Raw genomic sequence first — 19370 nt, 5'->3', positions numbered from 1 at the left:
GAGGAGTTTTGCGTCATTGCGAGGAGGTACGACGAAGCAATCTTTACACTCGTAGAAAGATTGCTTCGTTCCTCGCAATGACGGGTGGCTCCTCGCAATGACGTATTTTCCTCGCAATGACGTATAGTTTACTTCTTCATCGATCCCGTTTCATTGAAACGGATATGCCAACTAAAGGCCTCCTCCAACAAATGTGGCGTATGTCCTCCCCTTTCACATGCCCTATCGAAATAAGACTGCAATTCCTCCTTATAATCCTCATGCACACAATTATCAATAATTTTCTGTGCTCTTTCTCTAGGCGCCAATCCCCTTAGATCCGCCAAGCCTATATCCGTCACCAAAATATCCACATCATGTTCCGTATGATCCGTATGCGAAACCATTGGCAAAATATGCGAAATCTTATTCTCTTTCGACGCCGCCTGCGTAACGAAAATACTTAGGTAAGCATTTCTTGCAAAATCCCCGGATCCACCAATACCATTCATAATCTTCGTACCACCAATATGGGTCGAATTCACGTTTCCATAGATATCAAATTCAATCGCTGTATTAATAGCAATGATCCCTAAACGACGGATCAATCCTGGTGTATTGGAAATATTCTGCGGACGCAGCACAAATTTATCCCTATAACGTTGTAAATTATTGAACACCCGATCATAACATGCCGCAGACACCGTCACCGATGATGCAGATGCAAAGGAAAGGATTCCAGCATCCATCAAGTCAAAGGTAGAATCCTGCAATACTTCCGAAAACATCGTCAGATCGTAAAAATTACTGTGTTTGAAACCGGTCAATACCGCATTCGCCACCTTTCCGATTCCAGCTTGGATAGGCAATAATCGATCGGTCAAATGCCCTAATCGAACTTCCTCTTCAAAGAATGCCAAGATGTGTTTGGCGATGTTGGATGTTTTCTCATCTGGTTCCGCAATATCCGCCGGGCTATCGTGTTGATTGGTAAAAACAATCGCTGCTACCTTCTCTGGATCTAAAGGAATCGTCTTCCTTCCGATCTTATTCCAAGGTGCCACAATAGGAATCACGTTTCTATGCGGATAGTTTTCTGCTTGGTAGATATCATGGATGCCATATACATCTTCGTGAACGGAGGTATTGATCTCCAAGATCACCTTCTTTGCCAAAGCGGCAAAAGTAACCGAGTTACCCACGGAGGTGGTCGGCACTATACTTCCATCCCGATCGATAAAAGCGACTTCCAGCACAGCGATATCCACATCCGGAAGATTTTTATTATGCAATAGTTCCGCACTTTCACTCAAATGCTGGTCAATGAATAATACTTCCCCTGAATTGATCTTCTTTCTTAGTACCGGATCCACTTGGAAAGGCATGCGTTTTTTCAAGGCTCCCGCTTCGGCCAATTTACCATCAGTTCCATGGCCTAAGGAAGCACCGGTCATTAGGGTAATCTTGATATCCTCAGTTTTAGCGCGCTCTGCCAAAGCAGGTAGAATTACTTTACTGTCGCCGGCTTTGGTGAATCCACTCGAGCCAACCACCATACCATTCTCAATTAATTTTACAGCTTCCTCGGCTGTGGTGACTTTATCTCTTAATTTCTCTAAACGAATTCTTTCAATCATATGCTTGGTATTATTCACTCCTTCTAAGAGCGAGGCAATATTAATCAATATTTTAAATTAAAAATTATCAAAATTAGACACTTACTTTTTGAGGTAAAATAAAAAGTAACCGATTACTTACTGTGTTTATTAACCCTATAGCTAGCTTAACACATAAATATACTCCTATTTTGGTTTTATCAAATAAAAACAGGAAATTTATCGTTCATTTACAGCATAGTCTGCATGCAAAAGGAATACCTTGACAAATATTATATGACGGATATAGATACCTATGAAAACAGTATCTATTGCCATCATGCCGTAATGGGCGAAGGAATGGTTGTTGAACACTCGCACCATAAAGGTCAATTTTTATACACCGAAGGCGGTGTCGTATTTTTGAAGACCCCAGAGAAATCTTATTTTTTGCCGGCCAGGCATTATATCTGGATTCCTGCTGATGTAAGGCACAGCATTCATCCGAGTAACCCGGAAGTGGTGATGCGGAATCTCTACTTTCCACCTTTTGATACCGACACGGACTTTTTTGATAAAGTGAATATCTATCCAGTGAATGATCTACTGATCGAACTGATCATGTTCACCAATCGATGGAACGGAAATATCTTTCCTGATGAAGAACCTAAATATTCCATTGCAAAGGCCTTCAAATTAATCCTTCCGGAAATTTCCCAAACAGAACTTCCATTGGCTCTGCCCTATCCCAAAAATGATAAGCTCAAACACATCATTGCTTACCTGGAGCAGAACATTGCCGAAAACATCAGTTTTAAGACCTTAGCAGAACACTTTGATATTTCTGAACGAACACTTGCCCGGTTATTCCAAAAGGAACTGAGCATGTCGTATATCCAATATTTCACGATCCTACGGATGTTGACCTCCCTAAAATTGTTATTGGATGATAAATTAAGTGTGAATGAGGTGGCGCTTCGGGTTGGATACAATAGCCTACCCACTTTCAGCAATACCTTCAACAAAGTAATCGGTGTTCGTCCGAGTGAATACGTGAAAAATAGAAATTTACTATTATAACTTAAACCCCATGAAATTTAACAAATTAATTGCTGCAATTGCAATTGCCTCTTTATGCGCCTGTTCGGCCAACTCACAAGTGGCGAAGAATGGCGTAAAGACGCCTAAGCCGATCCAATTGTTTAATGGTAAAGACATCAAGGATTGGACGCCAAAGATCAAATTGCATGAAGTAGGCGAAAACTACGCCAACACTTTCCGGGTAGAAGATGGCTTATTAAAGGTTAGGTACGATGGTTATTCAGACTTTAATCAACAGTATGGTCACCTTGCCTACAAAAAGCCTTACAGCTATTACCTGTTAAAAGTGGAATACCGTTTTGTAGGTGATCAGACAAAAGGAGGTGAAGGATGGGCATGGCGAAACAGTGGTGCGATGTTGCATGGCCAAGATCCGAAGACTATGTTGAAAGATCAGGATTTCCCGATTTCCATTGAGGGCCAACTATTGGGCGGTGATGGTAAAAATGAACGTACGAACTCCAACCTATGTACGCCTGGAACCAATGTAGTGATCAAGGATAAATTGTTTACCCCACACTGTTTGAGCTCCACTTCCAAAACCTATCATGGTGATCAATGGGTAACAGCGGAGTTTTTGGTATTGGGTGATTCTGTTATCCAACATATCCTGGATAACCAAGTGGTTCTTTCCTACAACAAACCGCAGATCGGAGGCAGTAATGTGATCAATTACGATCCTGCACAAAAAACGGATGGTAAATTATTGTCGGAAGGATTCATCTATCTACAGAGTGAAAGCCATCCTATCGACTTCCGTAAAGTAGAACTGTATGATCTAAGCCCTTATAAAGCAGATCAGACGAAATTGAAACAGGTAGTGGATGCGCTACTAAAGAAATAGTATAGCAACAAGAAAAGGGATGCTGTTTGCATCCCTAAATATCTTTGAGGAAAAAGCCTAAACTTATGCTAACTTGTTAACGAACTTGGTTAACTTAGATTTGTTGTTAGAAGCTTTTTTCTTGTGAATAACATTTTTCTTTGCTAAACGGTCAAGCATCGATACCACGCGAGGTAATAAAGCTTTAGCTTCTTCAGCTGAAGTTGTTAAACGTAATTTTTTGATGGCGTTACGAGTAGTTTTTGCTTGGTAACGGTTTCTTAGACGCTTCGCAGCGTTTGCTCTAATTCTTTTAATCGAAGATTTATGATTTGCCATTTCTCTTAGCTATATAATATTATTAATCTTTTATACTAAATTCGGACTGCAAAAATAACATTCATAATCTAATATTCAAAATCATTTTTAATTTTTCGAAATTGTTATCTTTGCACATGCACAAATTATCCATGGATCAGCTGAATCGAGTTGATGTAGACACCTTTAAATCGCAGGAAAAAAACCCAATAGCTATCATTTTAGACAATGTACGCAGCATGCATAATGTGGGATCGGCGTTCAGGACAGCAGACGCTTTGGCGATCGACCGCATCCTGCTATGTGGGATCACCGGGACACCTCCCCATCGGGAAATCGAAAAAACAGCTTTAGGCGCAACCCAATCGGTGATTTGGGAATATTACAAAGAAACTATTGACGCCGTCAATCAACTAAAAGCCGAAGGATTTCAGGTATATGCGGTAGAACAGACCGACAATAGTATTTCTTTGGAGACCTTTGAACCCAATGATCAACAGAAATATGCCTTAGTGTTTGGAAATGAAGTGCATGGTGTAGAGGAAGAAGTGATTCAACAGGCTGATGGCACGATTGAAATCCCCCAATTTGGCACCAAACATTCTTTCAATGTCTCCGTAACGATCGGCATCGTGCTTTGGGATTTCATCAATAAATTAAAGTTTATCAAAAAATAACAAAATACCTAGCCATACAATTTTTAGAAGTCATATCAAAATAGTAGATTTGCGTTGCAAAAAATAAGACAAAATGAGTGTATTAGTTAATAAAGATTCCAAAGTAATCGTTCAAGGTTTTACCGGAAACGAAGGTACTTATCATGCATCTCAGATGATTGAGTATGGTACAAACGTAGTTGGTGGTGTTACACCAGGCAAAGGCGGACAAAGTCACTTAGACCGTCCGGTATTCAACACGGTACAAGATGCTGTAGATGCTACTGGCGCAAATGTTTCTATTATTTTTGTTCCACCAGCATTCGCTGCTGATGCGATCATGGAAGCTGCTGCTGCAGGAATCGCTTTAATTGTATGTATCACAGAGGGTATCCCTACGAAAGATATGATTCAAGTAAAATCTTACTTGAGCGACAAAAACTCCCGTTTAATCGGTCCTAACTGTCCAGGTATCATCACTGCTGAAGAAGCGAAGATCGGTATCATGCCAGGATTTATCTTCAAAAAAGGTTCTGTAGGTGTTGTTTCCAAATCAGGAACATTGACTTACGAAGCGGTAGATCAAACGGTAAAAGCAGGATTAGGAATTACTACAGCTATCGGTATCGGTGGTGACCCGATCATTGGTACAACAACCAAAGAAGCGGTAGAATTATTGATGAACGATCCAGAAACAAAAGGTATCATCATGATCGGTGAGATTGGCGGTGGTATGGAAGCGGAAGCTGCTCGTTGGATCAAAGAAAATGGTACTAAACCAGTAGTTGGTTTCATCGCTGGCCAAACAGCGCCTCCGGGACGTCGTATGGGTCACGCTGGTGCAATCGTTGGTGGTGCAGATGATACTGCTGCTGCGAAAATGGCGATCATGCGAGAGTGTGGTATCCGTGTAGTAGAATCTCCAGCTGAAATCGGAAAAGCTATCGCTGAAGAATTAGCGAAGTAATCGAACATATTAGAAATGGAAAAGTCCTTGCTATTACGGCAAGGACTTTTTTATTAAACTAAACAACAAACAAATTTTCCTTAAATATCTTTTTTATTGGTTTCGTAGTATTCAACCAATTGGTTCAATTCATTCAGGTCGATATCGGTTTTCAGGTCTACAAACACATGGTCACCATCTTCATTGATCCCCAATAAAATCTTCTTGATCTTATCCCCTTTCATCAAGGTATTGATGGATATCCTGGCCCCATCACTGTGGATGCTCATCATTTCCTCATAATTATTCCGAGCCAGGTACTTGCTGAAATTCTTATAAACCCGTTCTCCATCCTGACCTCCTTCTACAGCCATGAACTTAATCTTCTTGATCTTTTTCAAGGCGAGAGCCAACATGGGATCTTCTTCTTTAAGTTCCTTGATCTCCCCACGGATAAAACTTTTCATCAATATTCCTGGCACACTGATGGACACCACTTCTGCATCCCTGGATAGATCCGAACGATCTACAAAAGCCATGTTCGATCCTCTTTTTACAAAACAGCTCTGTGTTCCTATTAAAATAACTGCGGCAACTAAAATTCCTATTATACGTTTCATGGTTGGTTAGATTTATTATTTATCGTTATTTACTAAAGCATTCAGGTCATCATATTTTAAGGAGCCATCCAAGATCATAAATACGGTATCCTCATCGGAGTTAATGCTCAACAATAGATTCGACAGGTAGTCTCCTTCTACATTTTCTGCCAGGAATTTGATCTGGTTCCCTTCGGAATTGATCACCATCAATTCTTCGTATTTCAGGTTCTTGATCGCATTGGAAACTTCGGATTGTATTCCTTTATTCTCCCCTTCCAGCACCAACATTTTAATGGAGTTTATTTTTCCCAATAAGGGCTTGATCACTTCCACATCAGCGTCATCGATCTTTAGTTTGTTCAACATCTTGAACATCGGTTTGCCGATCTTGATGGATGTAACCCCCTTATGTTCTTTATATTGCTCGAAGATCTTATCCAATTTAGAGATCTGGGCTTGAGCCATCGTCGCCAAGAAGAGACTCATCACTAACATTAACGTTTTCATCATTTTCATTTTAGATTTCAATATGTAAGTATTTTACTTTTTCAATTCCTTTCATTCCAGCTTTCAGGTTCGTGGTGGCCAACTGAATGGCTGCTTCGGTAACGGCTAAGGCTTTTTCCTCGTCATAGATCCGAACACCATTTACCTCCACATACATTTCCTCTTCTGTTGCTTCTTCAATAGCTGCTTGTGTTTTGGGTTTGGCAATTTGTTTTACTTTGTTTGCCAATCTGGTATCGGTGCCTTTGGTTGTTCCTTTTGGAGAAGATTGCATTGTGCTTTCTTTTTCTACTTGTTGAACCTGCTCACTATCGATAGGCTGAACTGTTTCCCTTTCCAAGGGTTGAACTGTTTCCTTTTCAGTAGTTGGCACCTGTGCAATCCTATCCCTATTTTCTTGTTCCTGATCTTGGAAGCGGTTCACCACAAAAAAGGCGATCAATAAACTGGCAGCAACAGCCAATAAAGGAAAAAGTCTTTTTATTATTGGCCTGTTCGTTTCCCTGTTTTTTTCAGCGAACTCTTCCGGTTGAACTACGGATTCCTCCAGCTTTTCCGAGAAATCTTCGAAGTTCCAATCCATGGTTTCTGGAGAATCCTTTAAAGATTGGAAATACCCATCCCCCTCCAATTCCTTCAATCGGCGTTCCTCTTGCAGGCTGGTTTCCCCAGCCCAGTACTTAGCCTTTAATCGATCCAATTCTTCGTTTCTCATAATCAAAAACTTTTGTTAATTGTTCCTTAACGGTATTTCTTGCTCTGGAAAGGTTTACTCGAACCGCATTCTCTTCCAGGTTTGTCAAATCAGCGATATCCGAAATCTCATATTCTTCAATATCCCTCAGGTACATCACCAGCCTTTGCTTTTCTGGTAGGCTATCGATGTATTTGAGCACCAATTCCTGCGTTAGCGACGGATACTTTTCCACCTGCACTTCATCCTGCAATTGTCCAAGGTATTTCGCCTGCCTTCCCAACCTTTCGATCTTATTGTAGGCCATATTCCTGACCATGTTCATCGCATAGCCCTCAATGGAATGCAGTCCCGATAATTGCTGCCTCATTTCCCACAGTTTCATCATCACCTCCTGCACCAGATCAAAAGCATCTTCTTGATGTTCCAAAAACCTATTCGCAAAGCGGTAGAGCTTATCCTTATGGACAAATACCGTATGTTTAAAGGTTTCTTGGTTCATTGTTTTATCGCTTATTTACTATCAAGACAGGCAACAGGTCCGATCTATTACATCCAAAATGAAAAAAAAGTAAAAAATATTATAAAAATCTAATAGTCAATATATTAAAAAAGCCAGAAATGTTAAATTTCTGGCTTTCTATCAGCGGTTAGCCTTATTTTTTATGTTCATCCGCCGAAGGACCGTACAATCCAGGAACTGGGATATCCAATAATCGTAAATAAACGGTCGCCTGTCCGCGATGGTGGATCAGGTGGTTATGGATGATGAACCTGAAAGCACCGATCTTAGGAACCTCCGAGATAACATGATCACCTACATGCAGCTTCCATTTTTTTGACCATTCCTCATCATCAAAAACATTTACGGTTTCTACGTTCTTTTGATAATCTGCTTCCAATCTTTCTTTGATCTCTGCTACAGAAGTAGGTTTGAACGGTCTATAATCCGTCATTAAGTTAAAGCTGTCCTTGGTTAGGCCCGCAGCTACCCAGCTGTGCAGTTCTACGATATGCCCCAATAAGTCGCCTAAGGACATTGATTTTTCATGTGGTTTGTAGGATAAATGCTCATCCGATACACGCTCCAATAACCTTTTGGTATTATTGGTTTCATGTTCCATCTCAATTAAAAAGCCTTGTTTAATGCTCATGATTTTGCTGTTTTTGTTTCTTACGAATTTAACCAAAATCCCTTGAAAATTCCTATCTTGTTGTTCTTTAAAACACCTAAGCAAATGAAAAGATTACTGATCTTTTGTATCCTGATTTCTTTCTTCGGGCTACAAATCCGGGCACAATCCACCGATGCCTATTACGTAAAAACACATTATGACAAAATTGAACAATATATTACGATGCGGGATGGCGTCAAATTGTTCACCGCGATCTATGTTCCGAAGGATCAATCCCAAAAATATCCCATCCTTTTAAATAGAACTCCATACACCGTAGCTCCTTATGGAAAGGACAGCTATAAGAACAGCCTGGGAAATTTCCCTGACATGATGAAGGCTGGCTATATTTTCGTGTATCAGGATGTTCGTGGAAAATGGATGAGCGAGGGTACTTTTGAAGATATCCGCCCGACAAGGACCAAGGAGAATAAGCATCAGATCGACGAAAGTACAGACACCTATGATACGATCGATTGGTTGGTGAAAAACCTGAAGAACAATAATGGAAAGGTGGGCATGTACGGGATCTCCTATCCGGGTTTTTATGCAACGGCAGGACTGATCGGATCTCACCCTTCTTTGAAAGCCGTTTCGCCGCAGGCACCAGTAACCGATTGGTTTATCGGGGATGATTTCCATCATGGCGGAGCTTTATTTCTGATGGATGCTTTCCGATTCATGCACGTCTTTGATGCCCCAAGACCAAAACCGATCACCGATAAGGAAGGTCCGAAAGGTTTTGAATTGGCATCAAAGGATTACTCGAAATTCTTTATGGATAACCCAACGCTTTCAGGATTGAAGAAAAAATACCTCAGCCATACCGTAAAATTTTGGGATAACCTCGCGAAACATTCCACCTTGGATACGTTTTGGATGGCCAGGACCATTACCCAGCATTTAAACGATGTAAAACCAGCGGTTATGGTCGTTGGCGGAACTTTCGATGCGGAGGATACCTATGGCGCTTTTGAAACTTATAAACAGATCGAGAAGAGGAATAAGAACAATAATTCCATTCTGGTAATGGGACCTTGGTTCCATGGAGGCTGGGTTCGATCAAAAGGAGATTCTTTTGGGGATATCCGGTTTGGCGAAGAAACCAGTACACATTATCAAAATACATTTGAATTGCCTTTCTTTGAGTATTACTTAAAGGGGAAGGGGGATTTTAAGGCTGCCGAGGCGAATGTATTCTTCACCGGTTCCAATGAATGGAAAACCTTTGATACTTGGCCAAGCCAGAATACCACAACCTCCAGTTTATTCCTACAGGCGGATGGGAAATTAAGTCCTAAGCAACCTGCAAAGAGCCATCCCTTTTTAGAATACAAATCTGACCCGAATAAACCGGTTCCTTTTCAGGAAGGCATCATCAGCAATAGAACTCGGGAATATATGGTTGCCGATCAACGCTTTGTATCGAACCGGCCGGATGTATTGGTCTTTGAAACGGAGGTTCTGGAAAATGACCTGACCATGGCGGGTTCCATCATCGCTGATCTTCATGTTTCCATGACAGGAACCGATGCTGATTTTATTGTAAAGGTTATTGATGTTTATCCAGATACCAGTACGGCCACTTCTCCTGTGAGCAAAGATATCGTGATGCCCAACTACCAGATGCTGGTCCGTGGGGAGATTCTTCGTGGGAAGTTCAGGAACAGTTTCAGCAAACCAGAACCATTCACGCCGAATGAGATCACGAATGTGAAAGTCAATCTGCCAGATGTAGCCCATACCTTTAAAAAAGGCCATAAAATCATGGTTCAGATTCAACATACCTGGTTTCCTTTAGCAGATCGGAATCCGAATCAGTTTATGGATATCTACCAGGCAAAGGCCACTGATTATATTAAAAATACCCATAGGCTGTATGTAGATCCGGAACATCCGAGCAAAATCAACTTCTCGGTATTGAAATAATTTTTAGATATATATTTTTGTAACAAATCATGCCGAATACCTACTAATGATTAAAAACAACAACATTGATATGAAGAGACTAACTTTAAAGAGATTATTCACAACCGCATTCGCTTTGCTTTTTTCTGTGGCACTTTTTGCACAGGAGAACACTTTACTATGGAAGATTTCAGGAAATGGATTGACCAAGGATTCTTATCTATTCGGAACCTTGCATATGGCATGTGCCGAGGATTTTAAAATGGAAGATAAGGTGAAGGAAGTTGCTCAAAAAGCTGAAGCCATTGCCTTCGAAATCGATATGGCGAATCCTGAAAATATGACCAAGGTACAGGAGTTCATGAAACCAAACCTGGAATTCTTTAAAGATTTTGACCCAGCAAAAAAGAAGGTAATTGATAGCATCATGACCAGCTATCAAATTCCTCCCGCTATTTTTGATCAGGTGGCTCCTGCAGCAGTGATATCTATCCTTTCCATGCGTTCATTTGCCTGTTCGGACTTTAAAACGGTTAAGATGATGGAAAATGAGATCCGCAATTTACCTGCAGTTAATGGTAAGCCTATTGCGGAACTAGAAACCGTTGAATTCCAATTCAACCTTTTGAACAACCTGTTTTCGCCTGAGGATTTCTACAATTACCTAACTATAGAGGGAGGATTGGAAGCATCGACAAAGAAATTGGTACAGGCCTATTTTTCAGAGAACCTAAAGGAAATCGAGAACCTGACTTTGAAATCTGGTTATCTAAGTGAAGAAGAACAAGCGAAATTTCTAGATGAACGTAATCATACCTGGATGGAAAAAATGCCAAATATGATGAAAGAAAAGGCTTATTTATTTGCTGTAGGTGCTGGGCATTTGGTAGGCAAGAATGGTATGATCGAATTGTTGAAAAAACAAGGGTATAAATTAACTCCGATTTTAGATTAAATACAATTGTTTAATAAAGGGCGGTTCTACTAGGACTGCCTTTTTTTATGCTAAATTCGTTATTATTTATATGCTAAAGATTCTTCGCCACTATTGGCATTTTATAAAAAACCCTTCAGATCGCAGATTATGGCCTATCCATCCATCTGCCCGTACTAAAGTCTTTTTCACCATCTTTCTTTTAGATGTATCCATTTTAATCCTCATCTTTCCTATTTACATGTTGATTGATTACATCAATCCCATGGTAAGTACAATGGATAATACATTTGAAACACCTTGGAACGTATTTTGGATGGGTGTTATTTTCGTACCATTAGTTGAAGAGATCCTATTTCGATTTTTGATCAAGTATAAAGGTTTCTATGGTTTTATTATTTCCCGAAATACATGGCGTAAGTATTACCGATGGATTTTTTACAGTAGCGTAATCCTCTTCGGGTTTGTGCATTTAGGCAATTTTGATAATAATAATTTCTTATTTTATTTTCTTTCCCTATTCATCGTCCTTTCCCAATTGATAGGCGGAATTAGTTTGGGTTTTATCCGCGTTCGCATTAATTTTTTTGCGGCTTTTCTACAGCATGCCCTATGGAATTTAATGGCTTTTTCTTTGGGATTGGTTATCATCCAGCTCCACAATCCACTAATCAAATTAAATGAAAATCATATACAATTGGAGGTCAATGAATCCAACTTCAGAGATCGTTCTATTGAAAAATTTGATATGATTAGTAAAAACGATCGGATTTATAAACTAGATATAAAACAGTATGCCTTAGCGGAAGTGATTGACAGTATTTATGGAAAGGATAAGTATCAGGTTTATGATATTTATTTAAATTTAAAATTAGAAACGCAAGAAGGTATAAGTAAAGATTCCTTATTGCAGGAATTACAAAAAGAGTTAACTATTCTAGAAAAATCGGAGGAGTAATTTTAAATTACTCCTTAATTCTTTTTACTATCCATGCGGCAATAACCATGCAGGCTCCTGCCAATGCTAGGCCTAAAATAGGTTGGTTTCCTAAAAGGTGCTTAATAATCATACCTCCAAAAAATCCGGAAATAATCTGAGGGAAGGTGATGAAGAAATTGAAAATCCCCATATAAACACCCATCTTTTTTGCCGGAAGGCTATCGCTTAGGATAGCATAAGGCATAGCAAGAATACTTCCCCAAGCTATCCCGATTCCGATCATAGGTAAGATCAATAAGTACTCCGACCGAATAAAGAACATGGATACAAGCGAGATTCCACCGATGGCCAAACCCAGCGCATGGGTATGCGTCCGTCCCAATTTGGATGCTATTTTTGCCAAGAAAAGCGAGTAGATGGCAGATACCGCGTTATAAACCGCAAACAATACGCCTACCCAATTCCCTGCATCGGCAAACAATTGTTTCTTGTCGGCTCCTTTCAAATAAAAGACATGCTCTGCAATGGCCGGTGTGGTATATACCCACATAGTGAATAAAGCAAACCAAGAGAAGAACTGTACCCAGCCCAATTTTTTCATGGTAAGCGGCATCTGTTTGAAGTCCTCCCTCAAACTTGCAAAGAATCCCTTATTGTCTGTTTCCACCTCCTGCACTTCCGCTACCCCTTCAAAACTTGCCAATTCTTTTGGCGAATATTCTTTGGTATTGAAAACTGTCCACAAAACGGTTATGATCAATAAGGCTGCCCCGCAATAAAAGGAATAGATAACATTTAAAGGGACTGAACCATCAACGGCCTTCCCCGATACGCCGAAATAATTGGTAAGCGCATAAGGCAGCATCGATCCAATGACAGCTCCAAGCCCTATGATAAACGTCTGTACGGAGAATCCCAAGCTTCGCTGTTCACTTGGAAGATTATCACCGACCAAAGCACGGAAGGGTTCCATAGTCACGTTGATGGAGGCATCCATAATCATCAACATACCAGCTCCAACCATCAATGGCGGTAAGATGGCAGTAAACCAAGAAATATTGGGCATCAGCAACAAGGCAATGCTCGTTAGGATGGCACCAACAAGAATATAGGGTCTCCTTCTCCCCAGACCGTTCCACGTTCTATCGCTGTAATGGCCTATGATCGGCTGAACAATCATTCCTGTAATGGGCGCAGCCAACCAAAATAGGGAAAGATGTTCCACATCTGCACCAAAGTCCTGTAGGATGCGTGAGGCATTTCCGTTCTGAAGGGCGAATCCGGCCTGTATTCCCATGAATCCTATGCTCATATGGATAATCTGCGCTAAGGACAATCTAGGTTTGCTTAGAGAACTTTTCATGTTCGTTGTTTGGTTAATTGTTGGGGAGCGATATTAATCACATCGCCATTAAATATAATATTTATTTCCTTTCCAGATTTGTTTTGAACTTCAAAATTCCCCTGTGTAACCGTAATTTTAAGGTGTACCTCCCGAAATTGGATATGGAAAGAAAACCGCTTCCAGTTTTTAGGAATAAATGGTTGAAAAGATAACATCCCTTTTTTAACGCGCATACCTGCAAACCCTTCCACGATCGACATCCAGGTTCCGGCCATCGAAGTGATGTGAAGCCCATCCTCCGTATCGTTGTTATAATCATCCAGATCCAACCGCGCTGTCCTTAGATAGAACTCATAGGCCTTCTCGGGATTTCCAATTTTCGCTGCAATGATGGCATGCACACAAGGCGACAGAGAACTCTCATGTACGGTGAGGGGTTCGTAGAACGCATAATTCCGTTTAATGGTTTCCAGATCATACCTATCCTCTAGAAAATACAGGCCCTGCAATACATCTGCCTGTTTGATATAGCAAGATCTTAAGATCCTATCCCAGCTCCATTTCTGGTTCAGTGGCCTTTCTTTAGGATCCAATTCCGTCACAGGTATCAGTTCCTTATCTAAAAAACCATCTTGTTGCAAGAATACTTTTCTTTTAGCATCATAGGGATAATACATCTTCTCGATGATGGATTTCCATTCTTCCAATTCAGCATCCTTTAATTTCAGCTTTTTGAAAATCTCATGGAACTTCTCCGGCGCATGATCCTGAACAATATGCAAACTTTCCAAGGTATATTCCAAGCACCATGATGCCATGGTATTGGTATACCAATTATTGTTCACATTGTTCTCGTATTCATTTGGTCCTGTAACCCCCAGCATCACGAAAACTTTCTTATCCTCGCTCCAATTGATACGTTGTGCCCAGAATCGAGCAATACCGATCAATACTTCCAAACCGTGGGATGCCAAATAGCCCACATCATCCGTGTATCGGATGTAATTAAATATGGCAAAAGCAATGGCGCCGTTCCTGTGGATTTCCTCAAAGGTGATTTCCCATTCATTATGGCATTCCTCACCATTGATGGTCACCATGGGATAAAGGGCTGCTCCATTTTTGAAGCCCAGCTTTTCTGCATTTTCAATGGCTTTTTCCAGGTGGTGGTAGCGATAGATCAGCAGGTTTTTAGCTACATCCTCGCCCTTGGTAGCCATGTAGAACGGCAAACAATAGGCTTCCGTGTCCCAATAAGTCACCCCACCATATTTTTCGCCCGTGAACCCCTTTGGACCTATGTTCAATCGGGCATCTTCGCCCGTATAGGTTTGGTATAATTGGAAAATGTTGAATCGGATGGCCTGTTGTGCCGATACATCCCCTTCTATCTCAATATCCGCATCCTCCCAAATCTTTGACCAGGCATCTTCCTGCATTTTCATGAGCACTGAAAAATCCTTTTCAAAAAGCCAACTCAATCTTTCTATCCCCAAAGATTCCAGATCTGTTTCCGAGTGGTTCGTGCTGGAATGAATCGCCACATATTTTACCAAGCTTAAGGTAGCATCTTTCACCACATGTTGGTTGATCTTTTCACCAACTTTCGCCACTGCATCAATTTTCTTTTTCTTATTGATTGCTTTCCCTTGGTATTCGAACTTCGAAGCAAGATCCGTACGCACTAAGAATCCGGTCTTTTTGGTTCGCATCGTTAAATGCTGGAAATTCCCTCCTAATTCATGACCTTCGTAATCCCAGAATTTCTCATCGTAATTGCTATCCCTATTCAGCACATTCCCATCAAGATAGGAACTTAAACTGATGTCGATATCACGGTTTAAAGCCTTGATCTGATAATGCAGTGAAGCCGTTTCGGATAAGAACAAATGACACATCCGAATACTTTTAACCTCGATTCTAGCCCCGTTTTCCATCTCCGCTTCAAAGATTCGGATCAACTGACCATTCTTCATGTCAAGTACCCGTTCGAATCGATCCACTTTTACCTTGGCTAGATCCAATCTTTCCCCATCGATGAGCACATGAACACCAATCCAATTGACCGAATTGATCACCTTGGCAAAATATTCTGGATAGCCATTCTTCCACCATCCTACACGGGTTTTATCCGGATAATATACCCCTGCCAAATAAGAACCTTGAAGGGATTTCCCCGAATAATCTTCTTCAAAATTCGCCCGCTGTCCCATCCGTCCATTTCCAATGGAAAATAGACTCTCGGAAATTTCCTGATATGCCGGTCTAAATTCATCTTCGATGATTTGCCAAGCGTCTTTAATAATATAATCTTTCATAAGTAGGAATACTTAAATCGCCTCCACTAAACTATTAACTCGTTCATCATAATCTCTTAATACCGCATCTTTATCCACGGCCACAACTTGCATTCCGGCAGCTATAGCTGCCTCGATACCCGATTGCGCATCTTCAAAGACTACACAGTTTGCTGGATCTGCGCCCAATTTTTCGGCTCCCAAGAGGAAAACCTGAGGATCTGGTTTCGACCTACTGACGGAATTACCATCAATAACCGCATCGAAATATTCTATTATACCGGTTTTCTCTAAAATGGCAGGTGCATTTTTACTGGCAGAACCTAATGCAATTTTCTTATGGTTATCCTTTAACCAACTTAGCAAGGCAATCGTCCCTGGAAGTACATCGCCGGTTTTCATCGTATCCAACAATTCGAGATACCATTCATTCTTCCGTTCGGCCAATTGTTGTTTTTCTGCGTCAGTTTTTTGGACCTCTCCCCAAGCTAAAATTTTGTCTAAGGAGTCCATCCTACTGATACCTTTCAATGCTTCATTTTTTTCAATATCGAAAGGGATTCCCAGCTCATCGGCTAATCGTTTCCATGCCTGATAATGAAATACGGCGGTATCCACCAACACTCCATCCAAATCAAATATGACGGCTTCGGCTTTCTCTAATAATGCAGTGATCTTCTTCATTTATTTATTTTGGAGCTTGTAAATTTTTGTTTCAAATGGTTTCAGGCTAATAATGTCACCTCCAGTTTCTTTTTTATCGGATAGCAAATCAAATAGGCTGTTTGATCCAATCATGCGATCAAAACGATCTAAGGAGATGCTTTTAGCTTCGCTATTGAGGTTCATTATAACCATGATCTTTTGGGAATCATTGTATCGGAAATAAACATAGATATTGTCAATTGGGACATAATGCTGGAGTTTTCCAGTTTGAAGGACAGGACTATTCTTTCTAAAATTGGCCAATTTTTGGATATGCCTAAATATGTCTTCTTCCTGCGCTGTTCTTCCAGTCTGTTGGAACTTATCCACTTTATCACCTGGGAACCCACCTTTAAAATCTTCCCTTAACAACCCATCAGGATTATTAAAGTTTTTCATCAGGATTTCAGCACCATAATAGATCTGTGGAATACCCCTATAAGTCAACAACCAACTCATCGCTGATTTATATTTTTCCACGTTTTCACCAACAACAGAAAAGAAGCGATCCTTATCATGATTATCCAAAAACAGGACATGTGCATAGGGATTGGGATAAAGGTAATCGGCGCCCAAGGTACTATATAACCTATTGGCGCCATCCTTATGCTCTTTAAGGGCATCGGAAATGGCATAGTTTAACTGAAAGTCCGTAACTCCTTCCAATTTAGTGTCCACAGATTGACCAACTTGTTGTCCACCCAGGAAATAAGCCTGGTTGGCAATACCTGGTACCCAGGTTTCTCCAAAGAAACTGAAGGTTGGATATTCTTTTCGGATCCTATCCGTCCAATTTGCCATGAACTGCAGGTCATTGTAGGGATAGGTATCAATTCGGAACCCATCTACACCTGCAAATTCGATCCACCAGATATGACTCTGGGTGATGTAATTTACGACGAAGGGATTTTGTTGATTCATATCCGGCATGGTTTTCACAAACCATCCTTTTTCCATTAGTTCTTTGTCCTCCTTGGCTCCATAAGGGTCAAAAATGGTTTGATCCTTATAGGTGGTTTGGGTAAAGGTTGGCCATTCATGTAGCCAATCGGAAAACGGTTTATCCATGACCGTCCAATGGTAAATACCAACATGGTTCGGAACCACATCATGAACCAGTTTCATCCCCCTTTTATGCAGTTCAGCCCCCAGGTTCTGGTAATCTTGGTTACTTCCAAAACGAGGGTCTACCTGATAATTTTCGGTATTGGCATATCCATGGTAAGACGCTTGGGGCATATCATTAGTTAAGACTGGAGTTAACCATACGGCTGTAATTCCCAGGTCCTTCAAGTAATCGAGTTTGCCGATGAGTCCTTGCAGATCGCCGCCATGTCGATAATACATGGAATCTCTATTGACCGCCATCTCCCGCATTCCTTTTACTCGGTCATTCTTTGGGTTTCCATTTGCAAAGCGATCGGGCATGATGAGATAAATAAAATCGGAGGCATTTACGCCTTGTGCTTTTACCTGCTCTTGGTTTCTATCCATCAGTTGATAGCCATAGCTGAACACTTGTTTATCACGATCGAACAATTGGATAGGATATTCTCCCGATTTCGCGTCTGCAGCAATTTCCATATCCAAGAACAGGTAGTTGGGATTTTCTACTTGATGTTGTTTCAATAGACGAAATCCTGCCTTTGGCGATTTGGCCGTCAACTTCCCAACACCTTGTCCATAAAGGATCAATTGTAGCTTGGAATCCTTCATCCCTACCCACCAATTGATGGGTTCTATGCGCTGGATTTTCTCCTGACCAAAGACAATAAGGGTCTGCAACAGCATAAATATGCTGCTCAAAAGATAGATTCTCATATTAAATAGGTAAGAATAGGGAGCTGGGCTCCCTATCGTTTAGTTTTTAGTAATCTTAGCGGTATATCCAGATGGGTGTAGACTCAATTCGATATCATAAACCCCAGGAGCAGCAATGGCCAAGTTTGGACCATCTTGCGTAAGCTCGGTCAAACTTCCACCCAAGTTGATATCCCAAGCATCATTTGCCCTGAACTTCAATTCACCGGCTGCTAGATTTGCCTTGACTTTCCATACATATGTTCCTTTGCTGTTCGAAAAAGACATATCCGTATCTGCTTCCCAACCACCTGGTGTTGCACTTCCAACGATAGCCCAACTGGTTTTCAGCAATTCATAGGTAAGTGCCTCTGCATCCATGCGGATACGGTAGAAACCAGAGCTTGCAGCTTCTAGGTTTCCTGCTCCGCCATCCTGTAATAATGATCCTGCTGCAGCACCCTTTCCAAAAGCACCATCCCAATTGATGTTGGTTGGTAGGAATTTAAAACCACCTCCGGTCACATCAATATATTCATAGATTTCAAATTTAGTCTTGCTATCTGCATTTTGCAGTTTCATGGCAACGGAAAGTTCTGGAGACCATCCCGCACCAATAGAACCACCTACAATGTACATCACAGGGTTACTTTCCGTAAAGGTGATCGCTTTGAACTTGCTAACCGTTTGCCCATTTGCCTGGTAAGTGATCTTCAATAGGGCATCACCCACCCAAGTATCGTTCGACTTCAGGTCAAATTCCTTTTCAACGATCTTATTCCCTTCCAGGTTTACCTGTTCGGTAAATAAGGCTTCCGAAGAGCTGGAGTCCTTGACCACGGCGAATTCAAAATCAGAAACCATATTACTGATGAATCCTACTTTTAGCGGTTTTCCAACCTGAATGATGGATGTAGTTCCCTGATTGATGGAGACTACCTGTTCATCGATTCCATGCTCCACTTTTTTACAGGAAGCGAAGAACAATATGCTGAGACCAACGATGGCCAATAAGCTATTCTTTATGTTTAATTTCATGATCTTT

Annotated in this window: 19 protein-coding genes; 7 read left to right on the top strand and 12 right to left on the bottom strand. The window is 40.9% G+C overall.

Translation table 11 applies throughout. The features are described 5' to 3' along the window. Window positions 1-128: 128 nt before the first annotated feature. Complete coding sequence (gene scpC / locus VJ786_RS12300; RefSeq protein ID WP_134777063.1) at window positions 129-1616, bottom strand: succinyl-CoA:acetate CoA-transferase ScpC; 1488 nt, start codon at window positions 1614-1616, stop codon at window positions 129-131. Between the two features lie 225 nt (window positions 1617-1841). Here scpC and VJ786_RS12295 point away from each other — a divergent pair, with 225 nt between their 5' ends. Together VJ786_RS12295 and VJ786_RS12290 are read left to right on the top strand one after the other, a co-directional pair. After that, window positions 1842-2654 carry an AraC family transcriptional regulator gene (locus VJ786_RS12295; protein ID WP_099366861.1) on the top strand — a complete coding sequence of 271 codons (813 nt, stop codon included), beginning with the start codon at window positions 1842-1844 and terminating at the stop codon, window positions 2652-2654. 10 nt (window positions 2655-2664) lie between these two features. Beyond that, window positions 2665-3519 (top strand): 3-keto-disaccharide hydrolase, encoded by an 855-nt coding sequence (locus VJ786_RS12290; protein ID WP_134777064.1) that lies wholly within the window; start codon window positions 2665-2667, stop codon window positions 3517-3519. A gap of 63 nt (window positions 3520-3582) precedes the next feature. Here VJ786_RS12290 and rpsT read toward each other — a convergent pair whose 3' ends face one another. Further along, window positions 3583-3837, bottom strand: coding sequence for a 30S ribosomal protein S20 (gene rpsT / locus VJ786_RS12285; RefSeq protein ID WP_099366859.1), 255 nt, complete (start codon window positions 3835-3837; stop codon window positions 3583-3585). A gap of 116 nt (window positions 3838-3953) precedes the next feature. On the opposite strand from rpsT, the gene VJ786_RS12280 reads away from it, so the two are divergent. Both VJ786_RS12280 and sucD read left to right on the top strand, forming a co-directional pair. Next, window positions 3954-4493, top strand: coding sequence for an RNA methyltransferase (locus VJ786_RS12280; protein WP_134777065.1), 540 nt, complete (start codon window positions 3954-3956; stop codon window positions 4491-4493). 73 nt (window positions 4494-4566) lie between these two features. Further along, window positions 4567-5439 (top strand): succinate--CoA ligase subunit alpha, encoded by an 873-nt coding sequence (gene sucD, locus VJ786_RS12275; protein WP_099366857.1) that lies wholly within the window; start codon window positions 4567-4569, stop codon window positions 5437-5439. 80 nt (window positions 5440-5519) lie between these two features. On the opposite strand, the gene VJ786_RS12270 is transcribed toward sucD, so the two are convergent. From VJ786_RS12270 to VJ786_RS12250, 5 genes are all read right to left on the bottom strand, one after another. After that, complete coding sequence (locus VJ786_RS12270) at window positions 5520-6038, bottom strand: DUF4252 domain-containing protein (RefSeq protein WP_099366856.1); 519 nt, start codon at window positions 6036-6038, stop codon at window positions 5520-5522. A 15-nt stretch (window positions 6039-6053) separates the two neighbouring features. Continuing rightward, window positions 6054-6530 carry a DUF4252 domain-containing protein gene (locus VJ786_RS12265; protein ID WP_245153316.1) on the bottom strand — a complete coding sequence of 159 codons (477 nt, stop codon included), beginning with the start codon at window positions 6528-6530 and terminating at the stop codon, window positions 6054-6056. A gap of 7 nt (window positions 6531-6537) precedes the next feature. Further along, a complete protein-coding gene (locus VJ786_RS12260; protein WP_134777066.1) occupies window positions 6538-7242 on the bottom strand; it encodes a hypothetical protein in 705 nt (234 codons plus the stop codon). Next, complete coding sequence (locus VJ786_RS12255; protein WP_134777067.1) at window positions 7208-7723, bottom strand: GFO_1088 family ECF-type sigma factor; 516 nt, start codon at window positions 7721-7723, stop codon at window positions 7208-7210. The genes VJ786_RS12260 and VJ786_RS12255 overlap by 35 nt, the downstream gene beginning before the upstream one ends. A gap of 154 nt (window positions 7724-7877) precedes the next feature. Beyond that, a complete protein-coding gene (locus VJ786_RS12250) occupies window positions 7878-8375 on the bottom strand; it encodes a DinB family protein (RefSeq protein ID WP_134777068.1) in 498 nt (165 codons plus the stop codon). Between the two features lie 84 nt (window positions 8376-8459). Between VJ786_RS12250 and VJ786_RS12245 the strand changes: the two genes are divergently transcribed. From VJ786_RS12245 to VJ786_RS12235, 3 genes are all read left to right on the top strand, one after another. After that, complete coding sequence (locus VJ786_RS12245; RefSeq protein ID WP_134777069.1) at window positions 8460-10325, top strand: CocE/NonD family hydrolase; 1866 nt, start codon at window positions 8460-8462, stop codon at window positions 10323-10325. 70 nt (window positions 10326-10395) lie between these two features. Further along, window positions 10396-11259: a TraB/GumN family protein gene (locus tag VJ786_RS12240; RefSeq protein WP_167554259.1), complete on the top strand. Its 864-nt coding sequence runs from the start codon at window positions 10396-10398 to the stop codon at window positions 11257-11259. Window positions 11260-11329: 70 nt separating this feature from the next. Continuing rightward, window positions 11330-12196: a CPBP family intramembrane glutamic endopeptidase gene (locus tag VJ786_RS12235; protein ID WP_134777070.1), complete on the top strand. Its 867-nt coding sequence runs from the start codon at window positions 11330-11332 to the stop codon at window positions 12194-12196. Window positions 12197-12203: 7 nt separating this feature from the next. Here VJ786_RS12235 and VJ786_RS12230 read toward each other — a convergent pair whose 3' ends face one another. From VJ786_RS12230 to VJ786_RS12210, 5 genes are read right to left on the bottom strand one after another with little or no spacing between them, the layout of a single operon-like run. Then, a complete protein-coding gene (locus VJ786_RS12230) occupies window positions 12204-13541 on the bottom strand; it encodes an MFS transporter (protein WP_134777071.1) in 1338 nt (445 codons plus the stop codon). After that, window positions 13538-15841: a family 65 glycosyl hydrolase domain-containing protein gene (locus VJ786_RS12225; protein ID WP_134777072.1), complete on the bottom strand. Its 2304-nt coding sequence runs from the start codon at window positions 15839-15841 to the stop codon at window positions 13538-13540. Before VJ786_RS12225 ends, VJ786_RS12230 begins: the two co-directional genes overlap by 4 nt. A 12-nt stretch (window positions 15842-15853) precedes the next feature. Next, window positions 15854-16504: a beta-phosphoglucomutase gene (gene pgmB, locus VJ786_RS12220; RefSeq protein ID WP_134777073.1), complete on the bottom strand. Its 651-nt coding sequence runs from the start codon at window positions 16502-16504 to the stop codon at window positions 15854-15856. Continuing rightward, entirely contained in the window at window positions 16505-18346 is a 1842-nt protein-coding gene (locus VJ786_RS12215; RefSeq protein ID WP_134777074.1) for a glycoside hydrolase family 13 protein, read from the bottom strand. 39 nt (window positions 18347-18385) lie between these two features. Then, the gene (locus VJ786_RS12210; protein WP_134777075.1) at window positions 18386-19363 is read right to left on the bottom strand and encodes a cadherin repeat domain-containing protein; all 978 of its coding nucleotides are present in this window, start codon (window positions 19361-19363) and stop codon (window positions 18386-18388) included. Between the last annotated feature and the right edge of the window lie 7 nt (window positions 19364-19370).

This window comes from Sphingobacterium tenebrionis (genome assembly GCF_037126265.1).
Taxonomy (GTDB): Bacteria; Bacteroidota; Bacteroidia; order Sphingobacteriales; family Sphingobacteriaceae; genus Sphingobacterium; species Sphingobacterium tenebrionis.
This window is presented reverse-complemented; position numbering and strand designations above follow the sequence as displayed.

Excerpts from the sequence above, each read along its gene's own strand:
- scpC (WP_134777063.1), bottom strand. The coding sequence starts at position 1,616 with ATGATTGAAAGAATTCGTTTAGAGAAATTAAGAGATAAAGTCACCACA.
- VJ786_RS12295 (WP_099366861.1), top strand. The coding sequence starts at position 1,842 with ATGCAAAAGGAATACCTTGACAAATATTATATGACGGATATAGATACC.
- VJ786_RS12290 (WP_134777064.1), top strand. The coding sequence starts at position 2,665 with ATGAAATTTAACAAATTAATTGCTGCAATTGCAATTGCCTCTTTATGC.
- rpsT (WP_099366859.1), bottom strand. The coding sequence starts at position 3,837 with ATGGCAAATCATAAATCTTCGATTAAAAGAATTAGAGCAAACGCTGCG.
- VJ786_RS12280 (WP_134777065.1), top strand. The coding sequence starts at position 3,954 with ATGCACAAATTATCCATGGATCAGCTGAATCGAGTTGATGTAGACACC.
- sucD (WP_099366857.1), top strand. The coding sequence starts at position 4,567 with ATGAGTGTATTAGTTAATAAAGATTCCAAAGTAATCGTTCAAGGTTTT.
- VJ786_RS12270 (WP_099366856.1), bottom strand. The coding sequence starts at position 6,038 with ATGAAACGTATAATAGGAATTTTAGTTGCCGCAGTTATTTTAATAGGA.
- VJ786_RS12265 (WP_245153316.1), bottom strand. The coding sequence starts at position 6,530 with ATGATGAAAACGTTAATGTTAGTGATGAGTCTCTTCTTGGCGACGATG.
- VJ786_RS12260 (WP_134777066.1), bottom strand. The coding sequence starts at position 7,242 with ATGAGAAACGAAGAATTGGATCGATTAAAGGCTAAGTACTGGGCTGGG.
- VJ786_RS12255 (WP_134777067.1), bottom strand. The coding sequence starts at position 7,723 with ATGAACCAAGAAACCTTTAAACATACGGTATTTGTCCATAAGGATAAG.
- VJ786_RS12250 (WP_134777068.1), bottom strand. The coding sequence starts at position 8,375 with ATGAGCATTAAACAAGGCTTTTTAATTGAGATGGAACATGAAACCAAT.
- VJ786_RS12245 (WP_134777069.1), top strand. The coding sequence starts at position 8,460 with ATGAAAAGATTACTGATCTTTTGTATCCTGATTTCTTTCTTCGGGCTA.
- VJ786_RS12240 (WP_167554259.1), top strand. The coding sequence starts at position 10,396 with ATGAAGAGACTAACTTTAAAGAGATTATTCACAACCGCATTCGCTTTG.
- VJ786_RS12235 (WP_134777070.1), top strand. The coding sequence starts at position 11,330 with ATGCTAAAGATTCTTCGCCACTATTGGCATTTTATAAAAAACCCTTCA.
- VJ786_RS12230 (WP_134777071.1), bottom strand. The coding sequence starts at position 13,541 with ATGAAAAGTTCTCTAAGCAAACCTAGATTGTCCTTAGCGCAGATTATC.
- VJ786_RS12225 (WP_134777072.1), bottom strand. The coding sequence starts at position 15,841 with ATGAAAGATTATATTATTAAAGACGCTTGGCAAATCATCGAAGATGAA.
- pgmB (WP_134777073.1), bottom strand. The coding sequence starts at position 16,504 with ATGAAGAAGATCACTGCATTATTAGAGAAAGCCGAAGCCGTCATATTT.
- VJ786_RS12215 (WP_134777074.1), bottom strand. The coding sequence starts at position 18,346 with ATGAGAATCTATCTTTTGAGCAGCATATTTATGCTGTTGCAGACCCTT.
- VJ786_RS12210 (WP_134777075.1), bottom strand. The coding sequence starts at position 19,363 with ATGAAATTAAACATAAAGAATAGCTTATTGGCCATCGTTGGTCTCAGC.